The organism is Azospirillum brasilense (assembly GCF_005222205.1).
Taxonomy (GTDB): Bacteria; Pseudomonadota; Alphaproteobacteria; order Azospirillales; family Azospirillaceae; genus Azospirillum; species Azospirillum brasilense_G.
Window position 1 is genome coordinate 660,790 of the sequence record NZ_CP032347.1, and the last position, 17,269, is coordinate 678,058.

17 protein-coding genes and 1 pseudogene are annotated in these 17,269 nt (G+C 67.9%); 15 read left to right on the top strand and 3 right to left on the bottom strand.

Translation table 11 applies throughout. The annotated features are described in order from the left end of the window. Positions 1–8: 8 nt before the first annotated feature. From D3869_RS25055 to D3869_RS34075, 15 genes and pseudogenes are all read left to right on the top strand, one after another. Complete coding sequence (locus D3869_RS25055; protein WP_137117523.1) at positions 9–848, top strand: substrate-binding periplasmic protein; 840 nt, start codon at positions 9–11, stop codon at positions 846–848. 72 nt (positions 849–920) lie between these two features. Beyond that, positions 921–1,991: an arginase family protein gene (locus D3869_RS25060; RefSeq protein ID WP_137142469.1), complete on the top strand. Its 1,071-nt coding sequence runs from the start codon at positions 921–923 to the stop codon at positions 1,989–1,991. A gap of 119 nt (positions 1,992–2,110) precedes the next feature. Then, on the top strand, positions 2,111–3,319 hold the full coding sequence (locus tag D3869_RS25065; RefSeq protein ID WP_137142470.1) for a hydantoinase/carbamoylase family amidase: 1,209 nt from the start codon (positions 2,111–2,113) through the stop codon (positions 3,317–3,319). Between the two features lie 135 nt (positions 3,320–3,454). After that, on the top strand, positions 3,455–4,030 hold the full coding sequence (locus D3869_RS25070) for a helix-turn-helix domain-containing protein (protein WP_282190190.1): 576 nt from the start codon (positions 3,455–3,457) through the stop codon (positions 4,028–4,030). A gap of 524 nt (positions 4,031–4,554) precedes the next feature. After that, positions 4,555–5,574, top strand: a complete 1,020-nt coding sequence (locus tag D3869_RS25075) for a TRAP transporter substrate-binding protein (protein ID WP_137142472.1) — start codon at positions 4,555–4,557, stop codon at positions 5,572–5,574. Between the two features lie 88 nt (positions 5,575–5,662). Next, positions 5,663–6,844, top strand: coding sequence for a mandelate racemase/muconate lactonizing enzyme family protein (locus D3869_RS25080; protein WP_137142473.1), 1,182 nt, complete (start codon positions 5,663–5,665; stop codon positions 6,842–6,844). 32 nt (positions 6,845–6,876) lie between these two features. Then, complete coding sequence (locus D3869_RS25085) at positions 6,877–7,437, top strand: TRAP transporter small permease (protein ID WP_137142474.1); 561 nt, start codon at positions 6,877–6,879, stop codon at positions 7,435–7,437. Next, positions 7,434–8,717, top strand: a complete 1,284-nt coding sequence (locus D3869_RS25090) for a TRAP transporter large permease (protein WP_137142475.1) — start codon at positions 7,434–7,436, stop codon at positions 8,715–8,717. Before D3869_RS25085 ends, D3869_RS25090 begins: the two co-directional genes overlap by 4 nt. A 119-nt stretch (positions 8,718–8,836) precedes the next feature. Continuing rightward, entirely contained in the window at positions 8,837–9,517 is a 681-nt protein-coding gene (locus D3869_RS25095; RefSeq protein ID WP_137142476.1) for a GntR family transcriptional regulator, read from the top strand. Between the two features lie 49 nt (positions 9,518–9,566). After that, positions 9,567–10,376, top strand: a complete 810-nt coding sequence (gene aac(3) / locus D3869_RS25100) for an aminoglycoside 3-N-acetyltransferase (protein WP_137142477.1) — start codon at positions 9,567–9,569, stop codon at positions 10,374–10,376. Positions 10,377–10,511: 135 nt separating this feature from the next. After that, entirely contained in the window at positions 10,512–11,117 is a 606-nt protein-coding gene (locus D3869_RS25105; RefSeq protein ID WP_137142478.1) for an IMPACT family protein, read from the top strand. A 563-nt stretch (positions 11,118–11,680) separates the two neighbouring features. Next, a complete protein-coding gene (nirK, locus tag D3869_RS25115; protein WP_137142480.1) occupies positions 11,681–12,745 on the top strand; it encodes a copper-containing nitrite reductase in 1,065 nt (354 codons plus the stop codon). 147 nt (positions 12,746–12,892) lie between these two features. Then, entirely contained in the window at positions 12,893–13,519 is a 627-nt protein-coding gene (locus tag D3869_RS25120; RefSeq protein WP_137142481.1) for a hypothetical protein, read from the top strand. A 23-nt stretch (positions 13,520–13,542) separates the two neighbouring features. Further along, positions 13,543–14,112 (top strand): hemerythrin domain-containing protein, encoded by a 570-nt coding sequence (locus D3869_RS25125; RefSeq protein WP_137142482.1) that lies wholly within the window; start codon positions 13,543–13,545, stop codon positions 14,110–14,112. A 427-nt stretch (positions 14,113–14,539) separates the two neighbouring features. Beyond that, a pseudogene (locus D3869_RS34075) lies at positions 14,540–14,629 on the top strand (electron transfer flavoprotein subunit alpha); the annotation flags it as partial. Here D3869_RS34075 and D3869_RS25130 read toward each other — a convergent pair. The 3 genes from D3869_RS25130 to D3869_RS25140 are packed head-to-tail and all read right to left on the bottom strand — an operon-like array spanning position 14,598 to position 17,169. Further along, a complete protein-coding gene (locus D3869_RS25130; protein WP_137142483.1) occupies positions 14,598–15,071 on the bottom strand; it encodes an SRPBCC family protein in 474 nt (157 codons plus the stop codon). The pseudogene D3869_RS34075 and the gene D3869_RS25130 sit on opposite strands and share 32 nt — an antisense overlap. 12 nt (positions 15,072–15,083) lie before the next feature. Further along, on the bottom strand, positions 15,084–15,920 hold the full coding sequence (locus tag D3869_RS25135) for a phosphoenolpyruvate hydrolase family protein (RefSeq protein WP_137142484.1): 837 nt from the start codon (positions 15,918–15,920) through the stop codon (positions 15,084–15,086). A gap of 13 nt (positions 15,921–15,933) precedes the next feature. Beyond that, a complete protein-coding gene (locus D3869_RS25140) occupies positions 15,934–17,169 on the bottom strand; it encodes a Tm-1-like ATP-binding domain-containing protein (protein ID WP_137142485.1) in 1,236 nt (411 codons plus the stop codon). Positions 17,170–17,269 lie beyond the last annotated feature (100 nt).

A 17,269-nucleotide genomic window follows, 5' to 3' on the forward strand; every position in this document is an offset into this window, starting at 1 on the left:
GGCTGAACATGTCCGCATTCCGCACGCTGATCTCGTCGCTGGTGGTTGGCGCCCTGGTGACCTTCGGCGCCGTCAAGGCCCAGGCCGCCGGCGAGGTCGAGAAGATCGTCCGGCAGGGCGAGCTGAAGATCGGCTACATCCCCTCCCCGCCCGGAACCGCCAAGGACCCCAAGACGGGCGAACTGACCGGCTTCTACGTGGACGCAGCGCGCGCCATCGCCGAGCAGATGGGCGTCCGCCCGGTCTTCATCGAGACGACCTGGGCGAACTTCGTCGCCGGGCTGCAGGCCGGCCAGTTCGACATGTCCATCGGCGCGACCTTCGCCACCGTGAAGCGCGCCACCGTGGTCGATTTCACCAAGCCGATCTTCTATCTCGGCAGCGTCGCCGTGGTGAAGAACGACGAGGCGCGCTTCGCCTCGCTGGCCGACATGAACAAGGCGGACGTCCGCATCGCCGTGGTCCAGGGCACCGCCGCCGAGGACTTCGTGCGCCGCACCATCCCCAACGCCAAGCTGACCTCGCTGGCCGGCGGCAACCTGACCGCGGGCTTCATGGAGGTGGCGGCCGGCCGCGCCGACGCCAGCTTCGAGGATCTGTTCACCGCTACCCGCTTCACCGAACAGCAGCCGGGCGTGAAGATGCTGTTCAACGACCGGCCGGTGAATTTCCTGCCGATCGCCTGGACCGTCCGCAAGGGCAACAGCGAGCTGCAGTCGGTCCTCAACGTCGGGCTCGACAACCTGCTGACCTCCGGCCAGTGGGACGTGATCGCCGCCAAGTACATCTCCGGCGGCCGCTACGTGAACGAGCCCGCCCTGCGCGAATTCCCGAAGCAGGCTCCCTGATCGCCGGCTCCGCCGTCCGACCCGATCCGCAGCGGTCGACCTGAAAAACCCCCGAAGAGGACATCTGCGTCCATGCCGCAATACCCGAGCTGGCAGGATACCCTGGCCGGCAAAACCTGGCGCACGACCCACTTTCCCCGCATCAAGGCGGACATGCCGACCTTCCTCGGCGTTCCCTACGCCATCCGGGACGAGGATCTGGCCGGCGCCGACGCCGTCATCATCGGCGCGCCCTTCGCCGCCGGCTGGGGAACCAAGTACAGCGGCGTCGACAAGGCCGAATGGCTGGCCGCCACCGTCCGCGTCCGCCAGCAGTCGATCCGCTACCGCGGCGGCTACGTGCAGGACTTCGACCTCGACATCTTCGAGCATCTGAAGGTCGTCGATTACGGCGACGTCGACATCCCCCTCGAAGCCAGCTACGAGGGCACGGTCGAGCGCATCCTGGAAGCCCAGGAGGGCGTCGAGCGCAAGGTCAAGGCGGCGCTGGCCGCCGGCGCGGTGCCGATCGTCATCGGCCAGAACTCGCCCTGCGCCTCCTACGCCATCGGCCGGCCGGTGGCCGAGCATGTGAAGGGGCCGGTCGGCATGATCAGCCTCGACACCCATTGGGACTGCTGGCCCTACGACTGGGCCACCATGAACGACTACGTCGCCGGCTCGACCAACTGGAAGGACAAGCTGTTCCGCGACTGCCCCAGCTACGCCATCCGCAATCTGGTCGAGATCGGCGAGCGCGGCATGCTGGAGAATCCGGACATCGTCCGCCACTACCTCCGCAACGGCGCCTGCTTCATGCCGATGTGGAAGATCCGGACGGAGCTGGGCATCCAGGGCGTGATCGACAACCTGCGCCACGCCTACGACGGCACGGCCGGCGTTTACGCCCATTTCGACATGGACGTGCTGGGCGGCGCCGGACCGACCGAGGGCGACGTGCTGGGCGAGCTGGCCGAGCCGATCGGCATGACCGACTACGAGGCGATCCGCATCGCGCACGAGGTCGGCAAGCGCGGCTGCGACGGGCTGTCCTTCCTGTGCATCCCGCCCGGTTCGGCGATCATGTACCGGGTCATCGTCTACGCGGTGACCTATTTCCTGGCGGGCCTCGCCATGCGCAAGGCCGGCCAGACCGGGACCTGACGGACCCGGCGGCGGGGAGCGGACGCCCGCTCCCCGCCCTCTTCTCCACCGTTTCCCTTCCTACGAACTTTGCGAAGCGCCCCGTCCGTCGGCGGCGGAGGCGCGGGGATTTCCGATCGATGCTCAACGTCAATGGCGACGCCGTTCTGGCGACCCTGCGGACCCTGGCGGGATTCGGCGCGGTGGGGTCCGGCGTCTGCCGGCCCGCGCTCTCACCGGCGGACCTGGCGGCCCGCCGCTGGCTGGCCGGCGAAATGGAAAGGATCGGCCTCAAGGCGACCATCGACGCGGTGGGCAACCTGTATGGCGCGGCGCCCGGCGCCGGCCGGTCGGTGCTGATCGGTTCCCATTCCGACAGCGTGCCGACCGGGGGCTGGCTGGACGGCACGCTCGGCCTCGCCTATGGGCTGGAGATCGCCCGCGCCTGGATGGAAGCCCACCCCGGCGCGCCGGTCGGCATCGACCTGATCGACTTCTCCGACGAGGAGGGACGCTTCCTGAGCTGCCTGGGCAGCCGCTCCTTCTGCGGCGACCTCCCCGGTCTGCCGGCCGGTTTCGCCGAGGAGGCGGCCAGCGCCGGTCTGGACACCACCGGTATGGGCACCGCCCCGCCGCTCCGTCTCGACCCGCAACGGCACCGCGCCTTCTTCGAAGCCCACATCGAGCAGGGGCCGCGGCTGGAGGCGGCCGGCCTCCCCATCGGCGTGGTCACCGGCATCTTCGGCATGCGCCGCTACGCCGTGCGGTTCGACGGCCGCGCCGACCATGCGGGCACGACGCCGATCGCGCTGCGCCGCGACGCCGCCCGCCTGCTCTACCGCTTCGCCGACGCCTGCCACCACCGTTTCCGCCAAGCCGGTTCGACGGACAGCGTGTGGAACCTGGGCAAGGTGTCGCTCCAGCCCGGCGCCGTGAACGTCGTCGTCGAGCGGGGGGAGCTTCTGCTCGAGTTCCGCGACCTCGACCCGGTGGCGCTGGACGGCTTGAGCGCCGCGCTGGCGATGCTGGTCGACGAGTTCGACGGCCAGGAGGGTGTGCGGGTTTCGCTGGAGGAGGCCGGGCGTCTGGCGCCGGTGTCGCTGGACCCCACGCTTCGGGGATTGGTTGCCGACGCCGCCGCGGCCCGCGGCGCCCGGTCGATGCCATTGCCGAGCGGCGCGATCCACGACGCGATGGTGCTGGCGCGGAGCGTCCCCACCACGATGCTGTTCGTGCCGAGCATCGGCGGGCGGAGCCACACGCCGGTGGAGGACACGCGGGCGGAAGACATCGTGCTGGGCGCCCATGTGCTCGCACAGGCCGTTTTCGCCTGCGCCGAGAGCCTGTGAACGGACCCTCCCGGCACCCCATCGCTGTGGCGGAGGTTGGTCCGGGACGATAGGATGGCGGCCTTCGAAGACTGCGCGGGTGTGTTTCGGCACGGTTTTCGGGAAAAAGTGCGCGTAGCGTGAAAGTCGGGGATGATGCAGGACGAATTTCTGTCCGAAAATTTTGGCAGACGGCTCCATGAGCTGCGCGTGGCGCGCAAGATGACCCTGTCGAGCCTGGCGAAAAGCTGCGACTGCTCGGTGGCGCTGCTGTCGAAGATCGAGAAGGGCAAGGCCCGGCCATCGCTCAACACGCTGCACAGGATCGCCACGGCGCTCGACACCAACATCGGAAACCTGCTGCCGACCGAGCGGGCCCAGCCGGCGATCATCGTTCGCAACGGAGATCGCCCCATCCTGTCCGACGGCCTGCTGCGCGGGCGGGACGGCGTGCAGCTCGAAGCGCTGTCCGTGCTCGCCCCGGGCAGTTCCTTTCAGGTGAACATCCATCATGTGGCCGTCGGGGGACGTTCCGACGGCTGCATCACCCATCCGGGCGAGGAGTTCGTCTATGTGCTGTCGGGTGAGATCGACCTGATCCTGGGCGACGAGACCACCCGGATGGGCGCGGGCGATGCCGCGTTCTTCGCGTCCGAGATTCCTCACGGCTACGCCAATCCGGGGACCGTTCCAGCCGCGGTCCTGTGGCTCAACTCTCCGCCCACCTTCTAGACACCCTGAGGGGCGGCGCACCCGTTCCCGCTGCGGCCACCGCGGACCGGCATGGAAACGGGGTGCGAACTTTAGACATCGGGGCCCCCGGACACAGGCCGCTGTGCCGCCGGGCTCCCCGGCGGGCGATTGCGCCGGGTCAACAGCACGGTCCGCACGCGCCGCGCGCGTCCTTGTCGGACGTTGAGCGATCCGCACGCCCGTCGACGGGCGACACGCCGTCGTGATTCCAGCCAACCGAGCCGGACGGCGCGGGTCCGCCGATGCGGCGCGTCCACTTTCCGACGTCGGCGCGCCGCTTCGGCTTTGAACAGTGTCCGGCGACCCAGACCCAGCAAAACGCAAGGGTGCCCCTGCCCCGATGCCCGCCTCCGGCGGCTCACCCGTCCGCGACGCGACGGATTAGCTTCGCACGCTAATGACCTTGATAATGCCTGATGCATCAGGCATTGTGCGCGTCACCAACCTTTCGGGGCCGGCACAGAACCGGTCTCCTGAACAATGCGGATCGGAGGAACGCCCCTATGAACGTCGAGAAACTGCCCATCGTCCTGACGGTCGCCGTGGCGGCGCTGTTCGCCGCCGTCCCGTCCACGGCGCAGACCGCGGAGCGCACCATGCGCCTCTCGGCCGCCGTCGCTCAGGACCACCCCTTCGCGGCCGGGGTGTCGGCGCTGACCGCCTGCGCGGCCGACAAGTCCGGCGGCAAGATGAAGATCCAGAGCTTCTGGAACGCCGCGCTGGGCAGCGACATGCAGGCCGTGCAGCTCGTGCGCGGCGGCTCGCTGGACATGGTGGTCGCCTCCACCTCGCCGCTCGCCTCTCTGGTGCCGGCCATGGGCGTCTTCGACCTGCCCTTCCTGTTCGAGAACGAGGCGGAGGCCGACCGCATCCTCGACGGCGCCGTCGGCCAGCAACTGTCCGAAAAGCTCCAGGGCGTCGGGCTGGTCAATCTCGCCTATTGGGAGAACGGGTTCCGCAACCTCACCAACTCCCGCCGGCCCATCCAGAAATGGGAGGATCTGGGCGGCACCAAGATCCGCGTGATGCAGAATCCGGTGTTCATGGACACCTTCTCCACGCTGGGCGCCAACGCCGTCCCGATGGCCTTCAGCGAGCTGTTCACGGCGCTGGAGACCCGCGCGGTCGACGGGCAGGAGAACCCCTACGCCAACATCGAGACCGGCAAGTTCTACGAGGCGCAGAAGTACCTGTCGGTCACCAACCACGCCTACACGCCGGCGGTGATCCTCTACTCCAAGAAGATCTGGGACGGCCTGTCGTCCGCCGAGCGGGACATCCTCCAGTCCTGCGCCGCGGTGGCCCGCACCGAGGAGCGCCGGGTGAACCGCGAGCAGTCGGAGAAGTCGCTGGCCCGCCTGAAGGACCTCGGCATGCAGGTGAACGAGCTGTCCGCCGAGGAGCGCAAGCGCATGCTCCAGAAGGTGGCGCCGGTCTACGAGAAGCACGCCGCGGCCATCGGGGCCGAGACGATGACCCTGCTGCAATCCGAACTCGGCCAGCTCCGCAAGGCCAACCCGTAACGCGCGCCCAGTGACTCACGGGCGGGCCACGAGTCCGCCCGTGGAGCCGTGCGCCCGCCCGACGCCCGATCTCCCCGTGGGAACCCCGATGCTCATCAAAAAGATCGACACCTTCATCCTGAAGACTCCGCTGAACGCGAAGACCTTCTATTCCTCCCAGGCGGCGTTTCCGGAGCGCAACAGCCTGCTGGTCCGCATCACCACCGACGACGGTCTGGTTGGCTGGGGCGAGGGCGGGCAGTACGGCCCGGCGGAACCGCCGGAAAGCTGCATCATCGACGTGCTGGCCCCCCGGCTGATCGGCCGCCGCGCCGACCAGCCGGTGCGGGTCTTCGAGGATCTCTATTCCTTCTGCCGCGACTTCGGCCAGAAGGGCACCTACATCGAGGCGCTGAGCGCCATCGACATCGCGCTGTGGGACCTGTGGGGCAAGTCGCTGAACCGGCCGGTGCACGCGCTGATGGGCGGCGCCTTCCGCGACAAGGTCGCGGCCTACGGCACCGGCTGCTACTACCCGGACTATTTCCGCGACACGCCGCGCATGATGGCGGCGCTGGCCGAGGAGGCGCAGCGCTACCGCGAGGCCGGGCTGCCGGCGATCAAGATCAAGATCGGCCTGCTGCCGATCGTCCAGGACATCGAGCGGGTGGCGCTGGTCCGCGACGTGCTGGGGCCGGACACCCTGATCATGGTCGACGCCAACCACGCCTACAACACGGCGGGCGCCATCCGGATCGGGCGGGCGCTGGAGCGCTTCGACGTCCGCTGGTTCGAGGAGCCGGTGCCGCCGGAGGACCGCCAGGGCTACCGCCGCGTGCGCGATTCCATCGACGTGCCCATCGCGGGCGGCGAGTGCGAATACACCCGCTTCGGCTTCCGCGAGCTGCTGGCCGAGGGCTGCATCGACATCGCCCAGCCGGACCTGTGCTGCGCCGGCGGCTTCACCGAATGGCAGAAGATCCTGGCGCTGACCACCGCCCACGGTGTGATGACCGTCCCGCACATCTGGGGGTCCGGCATCGCGCTCGCCGCGGCGCTCCAGGCGCTGGCGACGGCGCCGCTGGTTCCCTACACGGCGCTCGGCGTGCCGTTGCAGAACGAGCCGATGGTGGAGTTCGACCGCACCCACAACCCGCTGCGCGACGACCTGCTGATCGACAACTTCACGCTGGTGGACGGGTGCCTCGCCGTGCCCGGCGGGCCGGGGCTGGGCGTGGAGGTCGATCCCGACCAGCTCGCCCGCTACACCGTGCGGTCGCGCAGCGCGTGACCGGGTTGGAGACGTCCCGCCGGAGATCCGTGATGTGGAACGGCACCCTCTTCTTCAGAATCCTCGACGGCATCCTGGTGGTGTGCATCGCGGCGATGCTGGTCATGGTGTTCGGCAACGTCGTGCTGCGCGCCGTCTTCAACAGCGGCATCGACGTGTCGGAGGAGCTTCCGCGTTTCCTGTTCGTGTGGATGACCTTCATCGGCGCCGTGATCGGCTTCCGTGAAGGGTCGCACTTTGGCGTGGACGCCCTGGTCCGCCTGCTGCCGCGCGCCGGCAAGAAGGTCTGCTGGGCGATCAACCAGATCGTCATGCTGGTCTGCTGCGCGGTCATCGTCCAGGGCACGCTGCTCCAGCACGATCTGAACGCGACGAACCACGCCCCGGTGACCGGCCTGTCGATGATCTGGGTCTTCGGCGTCACCTACCTGACCGGCGGGGTGATCGGGCTGATGTGCATCCTGAACCTCGTCCGGCTGGCGCTCGGCAAGGTCGGCGACGACGAGCTGATCCAGGTCGAGGAGGAGGGCATGGGCGAGGTGGACCCGAACCGGCTGAAAGGCCCGCACACGCTGAAGGAAACGGCGCCGTGACCATCTTCATCTTCGTCGGCAGCCTGCTGGGCGCGATAGCGCTGGGGCTTCCCATCGCCTTCGCGCTGATCGTCTCCGGCCTCGCCCTGATGGCCTTCATGGGGATGCTCGACCCCCAGATCGTCGTGCAGAGCATGTGGGACGGCGCCAACAGCTTCCCGCTGCTGGCCGTGCCCTTCTTCATGCTGGCCGGCGAATTCATGAACGCCGGCGGCATGTCGCGGCGCATCATCGCCATGGCGATGGCCTGGGTCGGCCACCTGCGCGGCGGGCTGGGCTTCGTCGCGGTGTTCGCGGCGATCCTGATGGCCTCGCTGTCCGGCTCGGCGGTGGCGGACACGGCGGCGCTCGCCTCCATCCTGCTGCCGATGATGCGGCAGGCGGGCTACGACATCCACCGCTCCGGCGGACTGATCGCGGCCGGGGGCATCATCGCGCCGGTGATTCCGCCGTCGATCGGCATGATCCTGTACGGCGTCGCCGGGCAGGTCTCCATCACCAAGCTGTTCCTGGCCGGCATCGTGCCGGGAATCATGATGGGAGCGGCGCTTCTGGTCACCTGGTGGTGGCTGGCCCGCCGCGAGATCCTGACCACGCCGCCCAAGGTGCCGCTGCGCGAGCGGCTGCGGCTGACCGCCGACGCCTTCTGGGCGATGCTGCTTCCGGTGGTCATCATCGGCGGGCTGAAGACCGGCGTCTTCACGCCGACCGAGGCGGCGGTGGTCGCCGCGGTCTACGCCATGTTCGTCGGGCTGGTCATCTACCGCGAACTGAAGATCGCCGACCTGTACGGGCTGATGCTGTCGGCGGCGAAGACGACGGCGGTGGTGATGTTCCTGGTGGCGGCGGCGGGCATCTCCGCTTGGCTGATCACCGCGTCAAACATCCCGGCCCAGCTCGCCGATTTGCTGGCCCCGGTGATGGACAACCGGCTTCTGCTGATGGTCGCGCTGATGATCATCGTTCTGATCGTCGGCACCGCGCTGGACTTCGCGCCGACCATCCTGCTGATGGTCCCGGTGCTGATGCCGATCATCAAACAGGCGGGCATCGACCCGGTCTATTTCGGTGTCCTCTTTATCATGAACAACGCCATCGGCCTGATCACCCCGCCGGTCGGCACGGTGCTGAACGTGGTCTGCGGCGTCGGGCGCATGTCGATGTCGAACCTGATGAAGGGCGTCGGCCCTTTCCTGCTGGCGCAGACCGCCGTGCTGTTCCTGCTGGTGCTCTTCCCGGAGCTGGTGATGGCGCCGCTCGCCTGGTTCACGGCGCGGTGACGGCCTCCGATGCCCCAAGGATGTGAAGGCGGGTTTGAAGGCGGTGGAGGCGCGGTGTTAAAATGTCGGACCTGACGCGGCGCCTCCGTCTGCGGCGATTCACTGAGGAACGGTCTTCCATGCTCGACGGCAACGGTCCCCTCGACACGGCCTCCATCGGCGAGCAGGTCACCCAGCGGCTGCGGAGCGAGATCATCTCCGGCCGGCTGGCGCCGGGATCGCGGCTGATGCTGGACCAGTACAAGGCGCTGTGGAACATCAGCATCACGCCGCTGCGCGACGCCGCCAAGCGGCTGGAGGCGGACGGGCTGGTCCACATCTACCCGCGGCGCGGCATCTTCGTGGCGGAGATCGACCGCAACGCCCTGATGGAGGTGTTCCAGCTCCGCATCGCCCTGGAGCCGCTGGTGACGGAGCTGGCCACCCCCCACGCTCCGGAGGCGGAGGTGGAGGCGATGACCGAAGCCTACATCGCCGCCGGCCGCCCCGCCCCGGAGGCGGAACGGCAGGCTCGCCTGCAGGAGGTGGACGAGGTCATCCACGACTTCGTGCTGGCCCACTGCCCCAACCAGCGGCTGGCCCGCATCATGGCGACGCTTCGGGATTCGGTGGCCTGGTGCCGGAACGCGGTGATCGAGAAGGTGCCGAACGCCTTCGATCCCTCGCTGGAGGAGCATGTCGCCATCTGCAAGGCTCTGCGCGCCAAGGACGCCGAGGGAGCGGCCGCAGCGATGCGCGATCATTTGATCGCCACCCGCGACCGCACGTTGAAGGCCATGGAGGCACAGGAGCGCGCATAGGCGGCGGCGTGGGCGCAAGCCGATCGGGCACTGCAAATGCGGGTACGACATGTTGAACATCCCTTCCTTCCGCACGCGGGCCTCGTTGCGCGAGGATGTCGAACGCCTGGGCGTCGGCCCGGGAGACATCGTGATGGTCCATGCGGCGATGAGCCGGGTTGGAGCGCTTCTGAACGGGCCGGATGCCTTGATCGGAGCCCTGCTTGATGCTTCGGGACCGGATGGCACGATCCTCGCCTACACGGATTGGGACGCCCGCTATGATGAGCTTCTGGATGGGAACGGCCGCGTCGCCGAAGAATGGCGGGCCCATGTGCCGCCCTTCCATCCAGCCGCATCACGAGCGGCACGGGAGAACGGTGTGCTGGCCGAATTCATCCGCACTTGGCCGGGCGCCCGACGGAGCGGCAATCCGGGTGCGTCCGTGGCCGCAATCGGCGCGGGGGCGGACTGGCTGACGGCCGACCATCCGCTGGACTACGGGTACGGCCCCGGCTCGCCACTGGCCAAGCTGGTGGACGCGGGGGGCAAGGTCCTGATGGTGGGCGCGCCGCTCGACACCATGACCCTGCTCCACCACGCCGAGCATCTCGCGCGTGTTCCGCGTAAGCGCATCCGCCGCTGCGAGGTGCCGTTCGCCACGGCGGCGGGCACCCGATGGCGGATGGTCGAAGAGTTCCAGACATCGCTTCCGGTCGTGCCTGGCCCGGATGAGGCCTATTTCGCCACCATCGTCATGGACTTTCTCGCGACCGGGCACGGCCTGCAGGGGACCGTTGGGGAGGCACCCGGCACAATAGTCGAGGCGGCCACCATCACCACTTTCGCGGTCGGCTGGCTGGAGCAGCGCTACGGCTGAGCCATTGTCCATTGCGCGTGTCGTTGCCGGTATCGCTGCGGCGTTGTCGCAATTTCCCCATCGCACGACTACGTTCCATCGGCACATGGAAGCGTCGGCCTCTTGGCTGTGCGGGAACGATGGCGGCAAAAGGCAATGTTCACTCTTAAGAAGAACGAGCGGTTCGAGCAGGACATCAAGAAAAGCCGCTTCCTTGCCTCGGCGGGGCCGGTCAGCACCGAGGAAGACGCCCGTGAGTTCATCGCCGCGCTCAGCCAGCGGGATGCCGGTCACAATTGCTGGGCCTTCCGGATCGGCGACCTTTACCGGTCCAACGATGATGGCGAACCCGGGGGAACGGCGGGGCGCCCGATCCTTCAGGCCATAGACGGCCAGAACCTGGATCGGGTGGCGGTGGTGGTCAGCCGCTGGTTCGGCGGCGTTCTTCTCGGTGCGGGCGGGTTGATGCGCGCCTACGGCGGCACCGCGGCGGCCTGTCTGCACGCCGCCGAACGCCAGCCGATCATCGCCTTCGCCACCCTGTCCGTCACCTGCGCCTTCGCCGACGAGGCCAGGATCAGGGCGGGACTTGGCGCCTTCCCCGCGGCGCTTGCCGAAACCATCGGCTTCACGCCCGACGGCGTGCTTCTCCAGATCCGAATTCCCTGCGCGGAGGTGGATGATGTCGTTCGCATGATCACGGACGCTTCGCGCGGTCAAGCGACGGTCGAGACCGAACCGGTGCCGCGGATAGGGGGCTGACCCCGGCACCCACCGGATGAACCACGGACAAAGCGTCCGTCTCAGTGACCTGTTTCCCTGAAACCCCTCCACCCTGAGTGATACCAAGCCCTGCGCAGTGCGACTCACGCGGCGGTTCCCGGAGGACCGTGCGGTGTGATTCACCGGAGAGACCACGGCGACGAGGTTTACGATGGCCACCTCCGCCGACGCACGGATCATTCGCCGGCGGGCTTCGCCCGCATGTGCGGCCGGGACCGCCGTCGCGGTCCACAGCGGATTGAAATCCGCCATAGCAAAGCCGCAAAACTGTCCAGAAAAACGGAGACATCGCAATTCGCTGGGTTGGACACCGCCCAGGCTGCGGCGGCCGGCGGGACGTGGTGTTTTGCACCTCTTTGCAAGCCATACACCCTTGTCACTTCCTCATTCCGTGGGAAATCTATTGAAATTGCGATAAAAATAGGAAAAATACGAACAATCAAAACGCTGTCATTTCTTCAAATTCTTGACGGCCGTCAAGTAATTGGGACGCGAAGTCCGGGACATTGGCTTCAGACGCAACACTCGCCCTGGATTGCATCATGAAAGCCAAGACCTTCCTCGCCACCGTCAGCGCCGCCGCCCTCATCGCCCTGTCGGGGATCGGCGCCGCATCGGCCACCACTCTGTACGCCGAGCCGAAGGTCAAGGAGCCGGCGGTCGACATCGTCCAGGACCCCGCGGCGGTCCCGGCGCCGGAAGCGGCGGGCAAGCGCGCGCCCAAGACCCACAACGTCGTGTTGACCACGACCGAGGTCGAAGCCAGGCTGGATGACGGCACGACCTACACCTACTGGACATTCAACAACAAGGTCCCCGGCCCGATGGTCCGCGTCCGTGTCGGCGACACGGTGAACGTGTCCATGACGAACGCGCCCGGATCGATCATGAACCATTCCATTGATTTCCACGCGGCCACCGGTTTCCTTGGCGGCGGACAGATCACCCAGGCGGAGCCGGGCCAGACCAAGGAATTCTCGTTCAAGGCGATGGCGCCGGGCGTCTACGTCTATCACTGCGCCACGCCGATGGTCGCCCAGCACATCGCCAAGGGCATGTTCGGCCTGATCGTGGTGGAACCCGAAGGCGGCCTGCCGAAGGTCGACAAGGAATTCTATGTGATGCAGCAGGAGATCTACGCCACCAAGGCGAAGAACCTGCCGGCGGCGGAAGACGACTATGACGGCTTGGTGAACGAGAAGCCCGGCTATCTGGTGTTCAACGGCGCCGTGGGTGGGCTGGTGAAGGACAAACCGCTGAAGGCCAGTGTGGGCGAAACCGTGCGCATCTGGTTCGGTGTCGGCGGGCCGAACTTCACCTCGTCGTTCCATGTCATCGGCGAGATCTTCGATCGCGTCCACAACCTCGGTGCCCTCGACACGCCTCCGCTGAAAAACGTGCAGACGGTCACGGTGGCGCCCGGCGGAGCGACGATGGTGGAGTTCAAGGTCGACTACCCGGGCAAGTACGCCCTGGTCGACCACGCTCTGAGCCGTGCCACCAAAGGGCTCATCGGCATTCTGGAAGTCGATGGAAAGGCGGACGACAGCATCATCCTCGACAAGAGCGGCGACTCCCGCAAGCAGCTCGGCGAAATGAAGCATTGATCCCACCCCGGTGGGATGCGCACGGGGAAGGTAAGGGGCGGGCCCCTGCCTTCCTCCGTTGGGTATTTCCCGCATGCCGGCGGTGCTTGGCCGTGCCGTTTGCGCGAGGACAAAGAAGCCTTCGCATCATCGTGGCATGATCCGGTCATGACCTTTCCATCCTTTTATGATGCGGCGCCGCGGCTCGTCGTGTGCGATCCGCTCAGCGCGTTCCTCGGCGCGGCCGAGGACGGCCTGCTTGAGTACGGCTACGCCGATGCGGTGCGGCTGGCCGGCCATTCCTGCCCGACCGTCGCGGGCGCTTACCTGATGACCGTACGGTCACTGGAGCGTCTGTACCCCGACGAGATGCCCAAGCGCGGGGCCGTTGCGGTGTCTGTCCGGGAGGCCGCCGACGAAGGCGTGGCGGGCGTGATGGCAAGCGTCGCCACGCTGCTGACCGGAGCGACGGAGAGCACCGGCTTCAAGGGCATCGCTGGACTCTTCGACCGCCGGAACCTCCTGTCCTTCGGGGGCGGCATTCAGGGGACGATGGCCTTCGTCCGCACCGACACGGGAGCGGGCGTGCAAGCGACGCTCGACATCAGCGTCGTGCCGGTCGATCCGGCGATGCCCGGCCTTCTGCGGCGCCTTTTGTCCCACGCGGCATCCCCGGACGAAGCGCCACAGTTCCGCACCCTATGGCAGGAACGGGTCCGGCGCATGCTGGTGGACCACGCCGGCGACCCTCGACTGGTCAGCCTTGCCGCCTGGAATGGCCGACCCGACGCGTGACCTCCTTTCCAAAGACTTCGAACATGCACACCGACAGCAAGACCGGCCAACTCCTGCACGACGATCATCACCGGACCATCGACCTTTTGAACGCGTTCGAAGCCTATCTTGAGCGCATGGAGGACGACATTCCGCATCTCGACGCGGACGGTCGCGGTCTGCTCGCCACCCTCGGCAAGGAGCTGGGCCAGGACCTCGAACGGCATTTCCTCCTGGAAGAGCAGTGCCTCTTCCCCCCCATCGCCGCCGCCGGCGCTTACGAGATGACGGCCGACCTGTCGACCGACCATGAAGCTCTGCGCCCGCTCGTCCGCCGCATCGCCCGGCTGTGTGCCTTGGCTCTGCGTGAGGGGTTCGATGAGGAAAGCTGGCCGGCTTTCCGCCATTTCGGGCATCAGTTGATCGACGGCCTCGTTCTGCACATTCAGAAGGAAGAGACCGCACTGCTCAGCGCCGTGGACGCCGTGCTCACGCCGTCACAGGACGTCGCCCTTGCACGGGCTTACCGCCCTGGGGAAGAGGCGCTTGGCGGCGTGGATGAACGCGCATCATCGCCGCGGGCTTGGGACGGACACTCAGCGGCGGGTCGGTAGTGGCCAACGTGCGTCGATGTTCCGAACCGAATCAAGCCGGATTCATCGGCTCGGTGGGCGGAACGGGGTTGTCCTCGGGTTCCGCTGGCGCGGCGGGCACGGGCTCGTCCTCCTGCCCGTCCGGAAGGCGACCGAGGCAGGACCCGTCGGGGCGCGCGAAGGGTGACGAGGGCAGGGGTGCGGACCGCTGGGGCTTCATGGTGATTCCTCCCTTCCTGTCAGAACACCCTTCACGCCGCATCATCGCGACGGCGCGAAAGCCTGCCGGTGAGGCGGCATCCATTTGCGGGCATGAGCCCCCCGTGCGCCGACGCCGGTGAACGGCTCGCTCACCTTCGACCACACCGCCGCCGAACCACACGCTCACCAACCATTCCGGCGGTCGGTATGATGGCCCCCCGCTTTGCGATGGCCCCTCACCGGTAAGAAGGACGAGGAGGCGCCGATCTTCCAGGGCGCTGACCACCGCCTCGTCGCCGACCTGTTCAAGGCGGTGCCGGAGTTGCGGCAGGCGCTCCGACACCGGCGCGGCACAGGTCCGCCAGGGCCTGGAAGCCGGCGGCGAAGGTGTTCCGGCCGACCTGCTCGCGCAGCGTGGGCAGGTCCTCGGGCCGGCACTCGAAGTCGGCCCACCATTCGCCGAAGGTGCGGTTGCCCTCCGTCACCTCGGTCAGGCGGAAGGTCGCAACGTAGTCGGTGAGCGGCAGCGGGGATTCGAGGATCGTGTAGGTGTAGGAGCGCTCGCGGTCGCTGAAGGACACCAGCTGTTCGCGCAGCCGACCGCCGGGCGTGAGCCCGAAGTTGCGGACACAGCCGACCGTGTCGCTGCGCAGCCCGTCCTCGATGTGGCTGTCCGCGATGATGGGATGCCAGGCGTGGTGGCCGTTGAAATCCCGCGCCTTGTCCCAGACCACCCCGACGGGCGCGTCGATGACGGCGCTGACATAGACCCGTGCCATGCTTTTCCCCCCTCAGCGTTGCTTGGTGATGGCCTTGAAGCGGCGCGTCTGTTCGGTCAGCGCGGTTTCCGTTGGCAGGCGTTCCATGCTGGACGCCCCATAGAAGCCATGACAGACGGCGCACGCGCCGAGGACGAAAGAGGCGTCCTCCGGCGTGGCGATCGGGCCACCGTGGCACAGCACGATCACGTCCTTGCGCACCCGCAGGGCCGCCTCCGCCCAGGCGTCGATCCTCGGCACGCAGTCCTTCAGCGACAGCGCCGTCTCCGCCCCGATGCTGCCGCCGGTGGTCAGGCCGAGGTGGCAGACGATGACGTCGGCCCCGGCCTCGGCCATCGCGACCGCCTCGCCTTCCGAGAAGACGTAGGGCGTGGTCAGCAGATCCAGCTCATGAGCGGCGCGGATCATGTCCACCTCCAGCCCGTAGCCCATGCCGGTCTCCTCCAGGTTGGCCCGGAACACGCCGTCGATCAGCCCGACGGTCGGGAAGTTCTGCACGCCGGAGAAGCCCAGATCGGCCAGCCGCCGCAGGAACTGGTCCTGGATCATGAAGGGATCGGTGCCGTTGACGCCGGCCAGCACCGGGGTGTGCCGCACCACCGGCAGCACCTCGCGCGCCATGTCGACGACGATCTCGTTGGCGTTGCCGTAGGCGAGCAGCCCGGCCAGCGAGCCGCGCCCGGCCATACGGTAGCGGCCGGAGTTGTAGATGACGATCAGGTCGATCCCGCCCGCCTCCTCGCATTTGGCGGACAGGCCGGTTCCGGCGCCGCCGCCGACGATGGGTTCGCCGCGGGCGATCATGCCGCGGAACCGGTTGAGGATTTGTTGACGGGGAATGCGGGGCATCGTCGAAGGCTCCTTATGGCGTCGTGCCGTGGCCGGTCGCGGCGATGTCCCGGAAGGCCTGGACGAGCGCGGCGGCGAAGGCGGGGTCGTTGATGTTGTGGGGAAGGCGGATCAGCCGGCGCGCGTCCGTCTGCTCGACGGTGCGCTCCAGCGCGTCGAACAGCGCGGCGTCCGCCTGGGGATCGTGGAAGGGCTGGCCCGGCGCGTCGAGGACCGACACGCCCCCTTCGGGGATGAGGAAGCGCACCGGCCCGGTGAAGGCGTTCAGCTTGCGGCCGATCCAGGCGCCCATCGCCCGGTTCTCGTCCGCCGTGGTGCGCATCAGCGTGACCTGCGGGTTGTGCACATAGAACAGCCGGTCGCGGTAGCGGTCGGGCACGCTGTCGCGCGGGCCAAAATTCACCATGTCCAGCGCCCCGCAGGACCCGACATAGGGGATGCCGGCCCGCGCGATGGCGTCCAGCCGCTCCTCCCCGGCGCTGAAGACGCCGCCCATCAGCAGGTCGCAGACCTCGGTGGTCGTCACGTCCAGCACGCCCGCCAGCAGGCCCGAGGCGACGAGCTTCTCCATCGCCCGCCCGCCGGTGCCGGTGGCGTGGAAGACCAGACAGTCGTAGGCGGGGTCGAGCGCCTGGGACACCTGCGTGACGCAGGGCGTCGTCACGCCGAACATGGTGAGGCCCAGCGCCGGCTTGGTGTCCGTCTCGGGGATCACGCGCGCCACCATGCCGGCCATCGCGTGGGCGGCGTTGCCCAGCACGCGGCGCGAAATCCGGTTCAGCCCGGCGACGTCGGTGACCGAGGCCATCATGCAGAGGTCCGTCTCGCCGACGTAGGACGCCACGTTGCCCGACGCGACGGTGGACACGATCAGCTTGGGTGTTCCCACGGGAAGCACCCGCATACCCGGCGCGATGATCGCCGTGCCGCCGGAGCCGCCCAGGCCGATCATGCCGGCGACGTCGGTGCGCTGTTCGACGAAGCGCCGGAAGGCGTCGGCCATGCGCGACACGGCCAGCCCGCGATCGTCGGTGCCCAGCACCGCTTCCGCCCCGTCGGGGTGGCAGGAGGCGACGTCCCGCGCCGGGACGTCGGCCGGGACGGCCGGCGGGCGGGTGCCCACATCGACCGTCACCGTGCGCAGCCCCTCCGCCGCGATCAGCCCCCGCACATAGTCCAACTCGATTCCCTTGGTGTCGTAACAGCCGACGACATAGACCGTCGCCGCGCTTCGCTCCGCATCCGCCATGGCTGGGCCTCCTCCCTTCGTCTTTTCCGGAAGTGTAGGCCGCCCGCCGGGGGTGCCAACCGGAGCCTTGCGGTAGAGCGGGTAATATTGGGTATAGTGG

Excerpts from the sequence above, each read along its gene's own strand:
- D3869_RS25055 (WP_137117523.1), top strand. The coding sequence starts at position 9 with ATGTCCGCATTCCGCACGCTGATCTCGTCGCTGGTGGTTGGCGCCCTG.
- D3869_RS25060 (WP_137142469.1), top strand. The coding sequence starts at position 921 with ATGCCGCAATACCCGAGCTGGCAGGATACCCTGGCCGGCAAAACCTGG.
- D3869_RS25065 (WP_137142470.1), top strand. The coding sequence starts at position 2,111 with ATGCTCAACGTCAATGGCGACGCCGTTCTGGCGACCCTGCGGACCCTG.
- D3869_RS25070 (WP_282190190.1), top strand. The coding sequence starts at position 3,455 with ATGCAGGACGAATTTCTGTCCGAAAATTTTGGCAGACGGCTCCATGAG.
- D3869_RS25075 (WP_137142472.1), top strand. The coding sequence starts at position 4,555 with ATGAACGTCGAGAAACTGCCCATCGTCCTGACGGTCGCCGTGGCGGCG.
- D3869_RS25080 (WP_137142473.1), top strand. The coding sequence starts at position 5,663 with ATGCTCATCAAAAAGATCGACACCTTCATCCTGAAGACTCCGCTGAAC.
- D3869_RS25085 (WP_137142474.1), top strand. The coding sequence starts at position 6,877 with ATGTGGAACGGCACCCTCTTCTTCAGAATCCTCGACGGCATCCTGGTG.
- D3869_RS25095 (WP_137142476.1), top strand. The coding sequence starts at position 8,837 with ATGCTCGACGGCAACGGTCCCCTCGACACGGCCTCCATCGGCGAGCAG.
- D3869_RS25105 (WP_137142478.1), top strand. The coding sequence starts at position 10,512 with ATGTTCACTCTTAAGAAGAACGAGCGGTTCGAGCAGGACATCAAGAAA.
- nirK (WP_137142480.1), top strand. The coding sequence starts at position 11,681 with ATGAAAGCCAAGACCTTCCTCGCCACCGTCAGCGCCGCCGCCCTCATC.
- D3869_RS25120 (WP_137142481.1), top strand. The coding sequence starts at position 12,893 with ATGACCTTTCCATCCTTTTATGATGCGGCGCCGCGGCTCGTCGTGTGC.
- D3869_RS25125 (WP_137142482.1), top strand. The coding sequence starts at position 13,543 with ATGCACACCGACAGCAAGACCGGCCAACTCCTGCACGACGATCATCAC.
- D3869_RS25130 (WP_137142483.1), bottom strand. The coding sequence starts at position 15,071 with ATGGCACGGGTCTATGTCAGCGCCGTCATCGACGCGCCCGTCGGGGTG.
- D3869_RS25135 (WP_137142484.1), bottom strand. The coding sequence starts at position 15,920 with ATGCCCCGCATTCCCCGTCAACAAATCCTCAACCGGTTCCGCGGCATG.
- D3869_RS25140 (WP_137142485.1), bottom strand. The coding sequence starts at position 17,169 with ATGGCGGATGCGGAGCGAAGCGCGGCGACGGTCTATGTCGTCGGCTGT.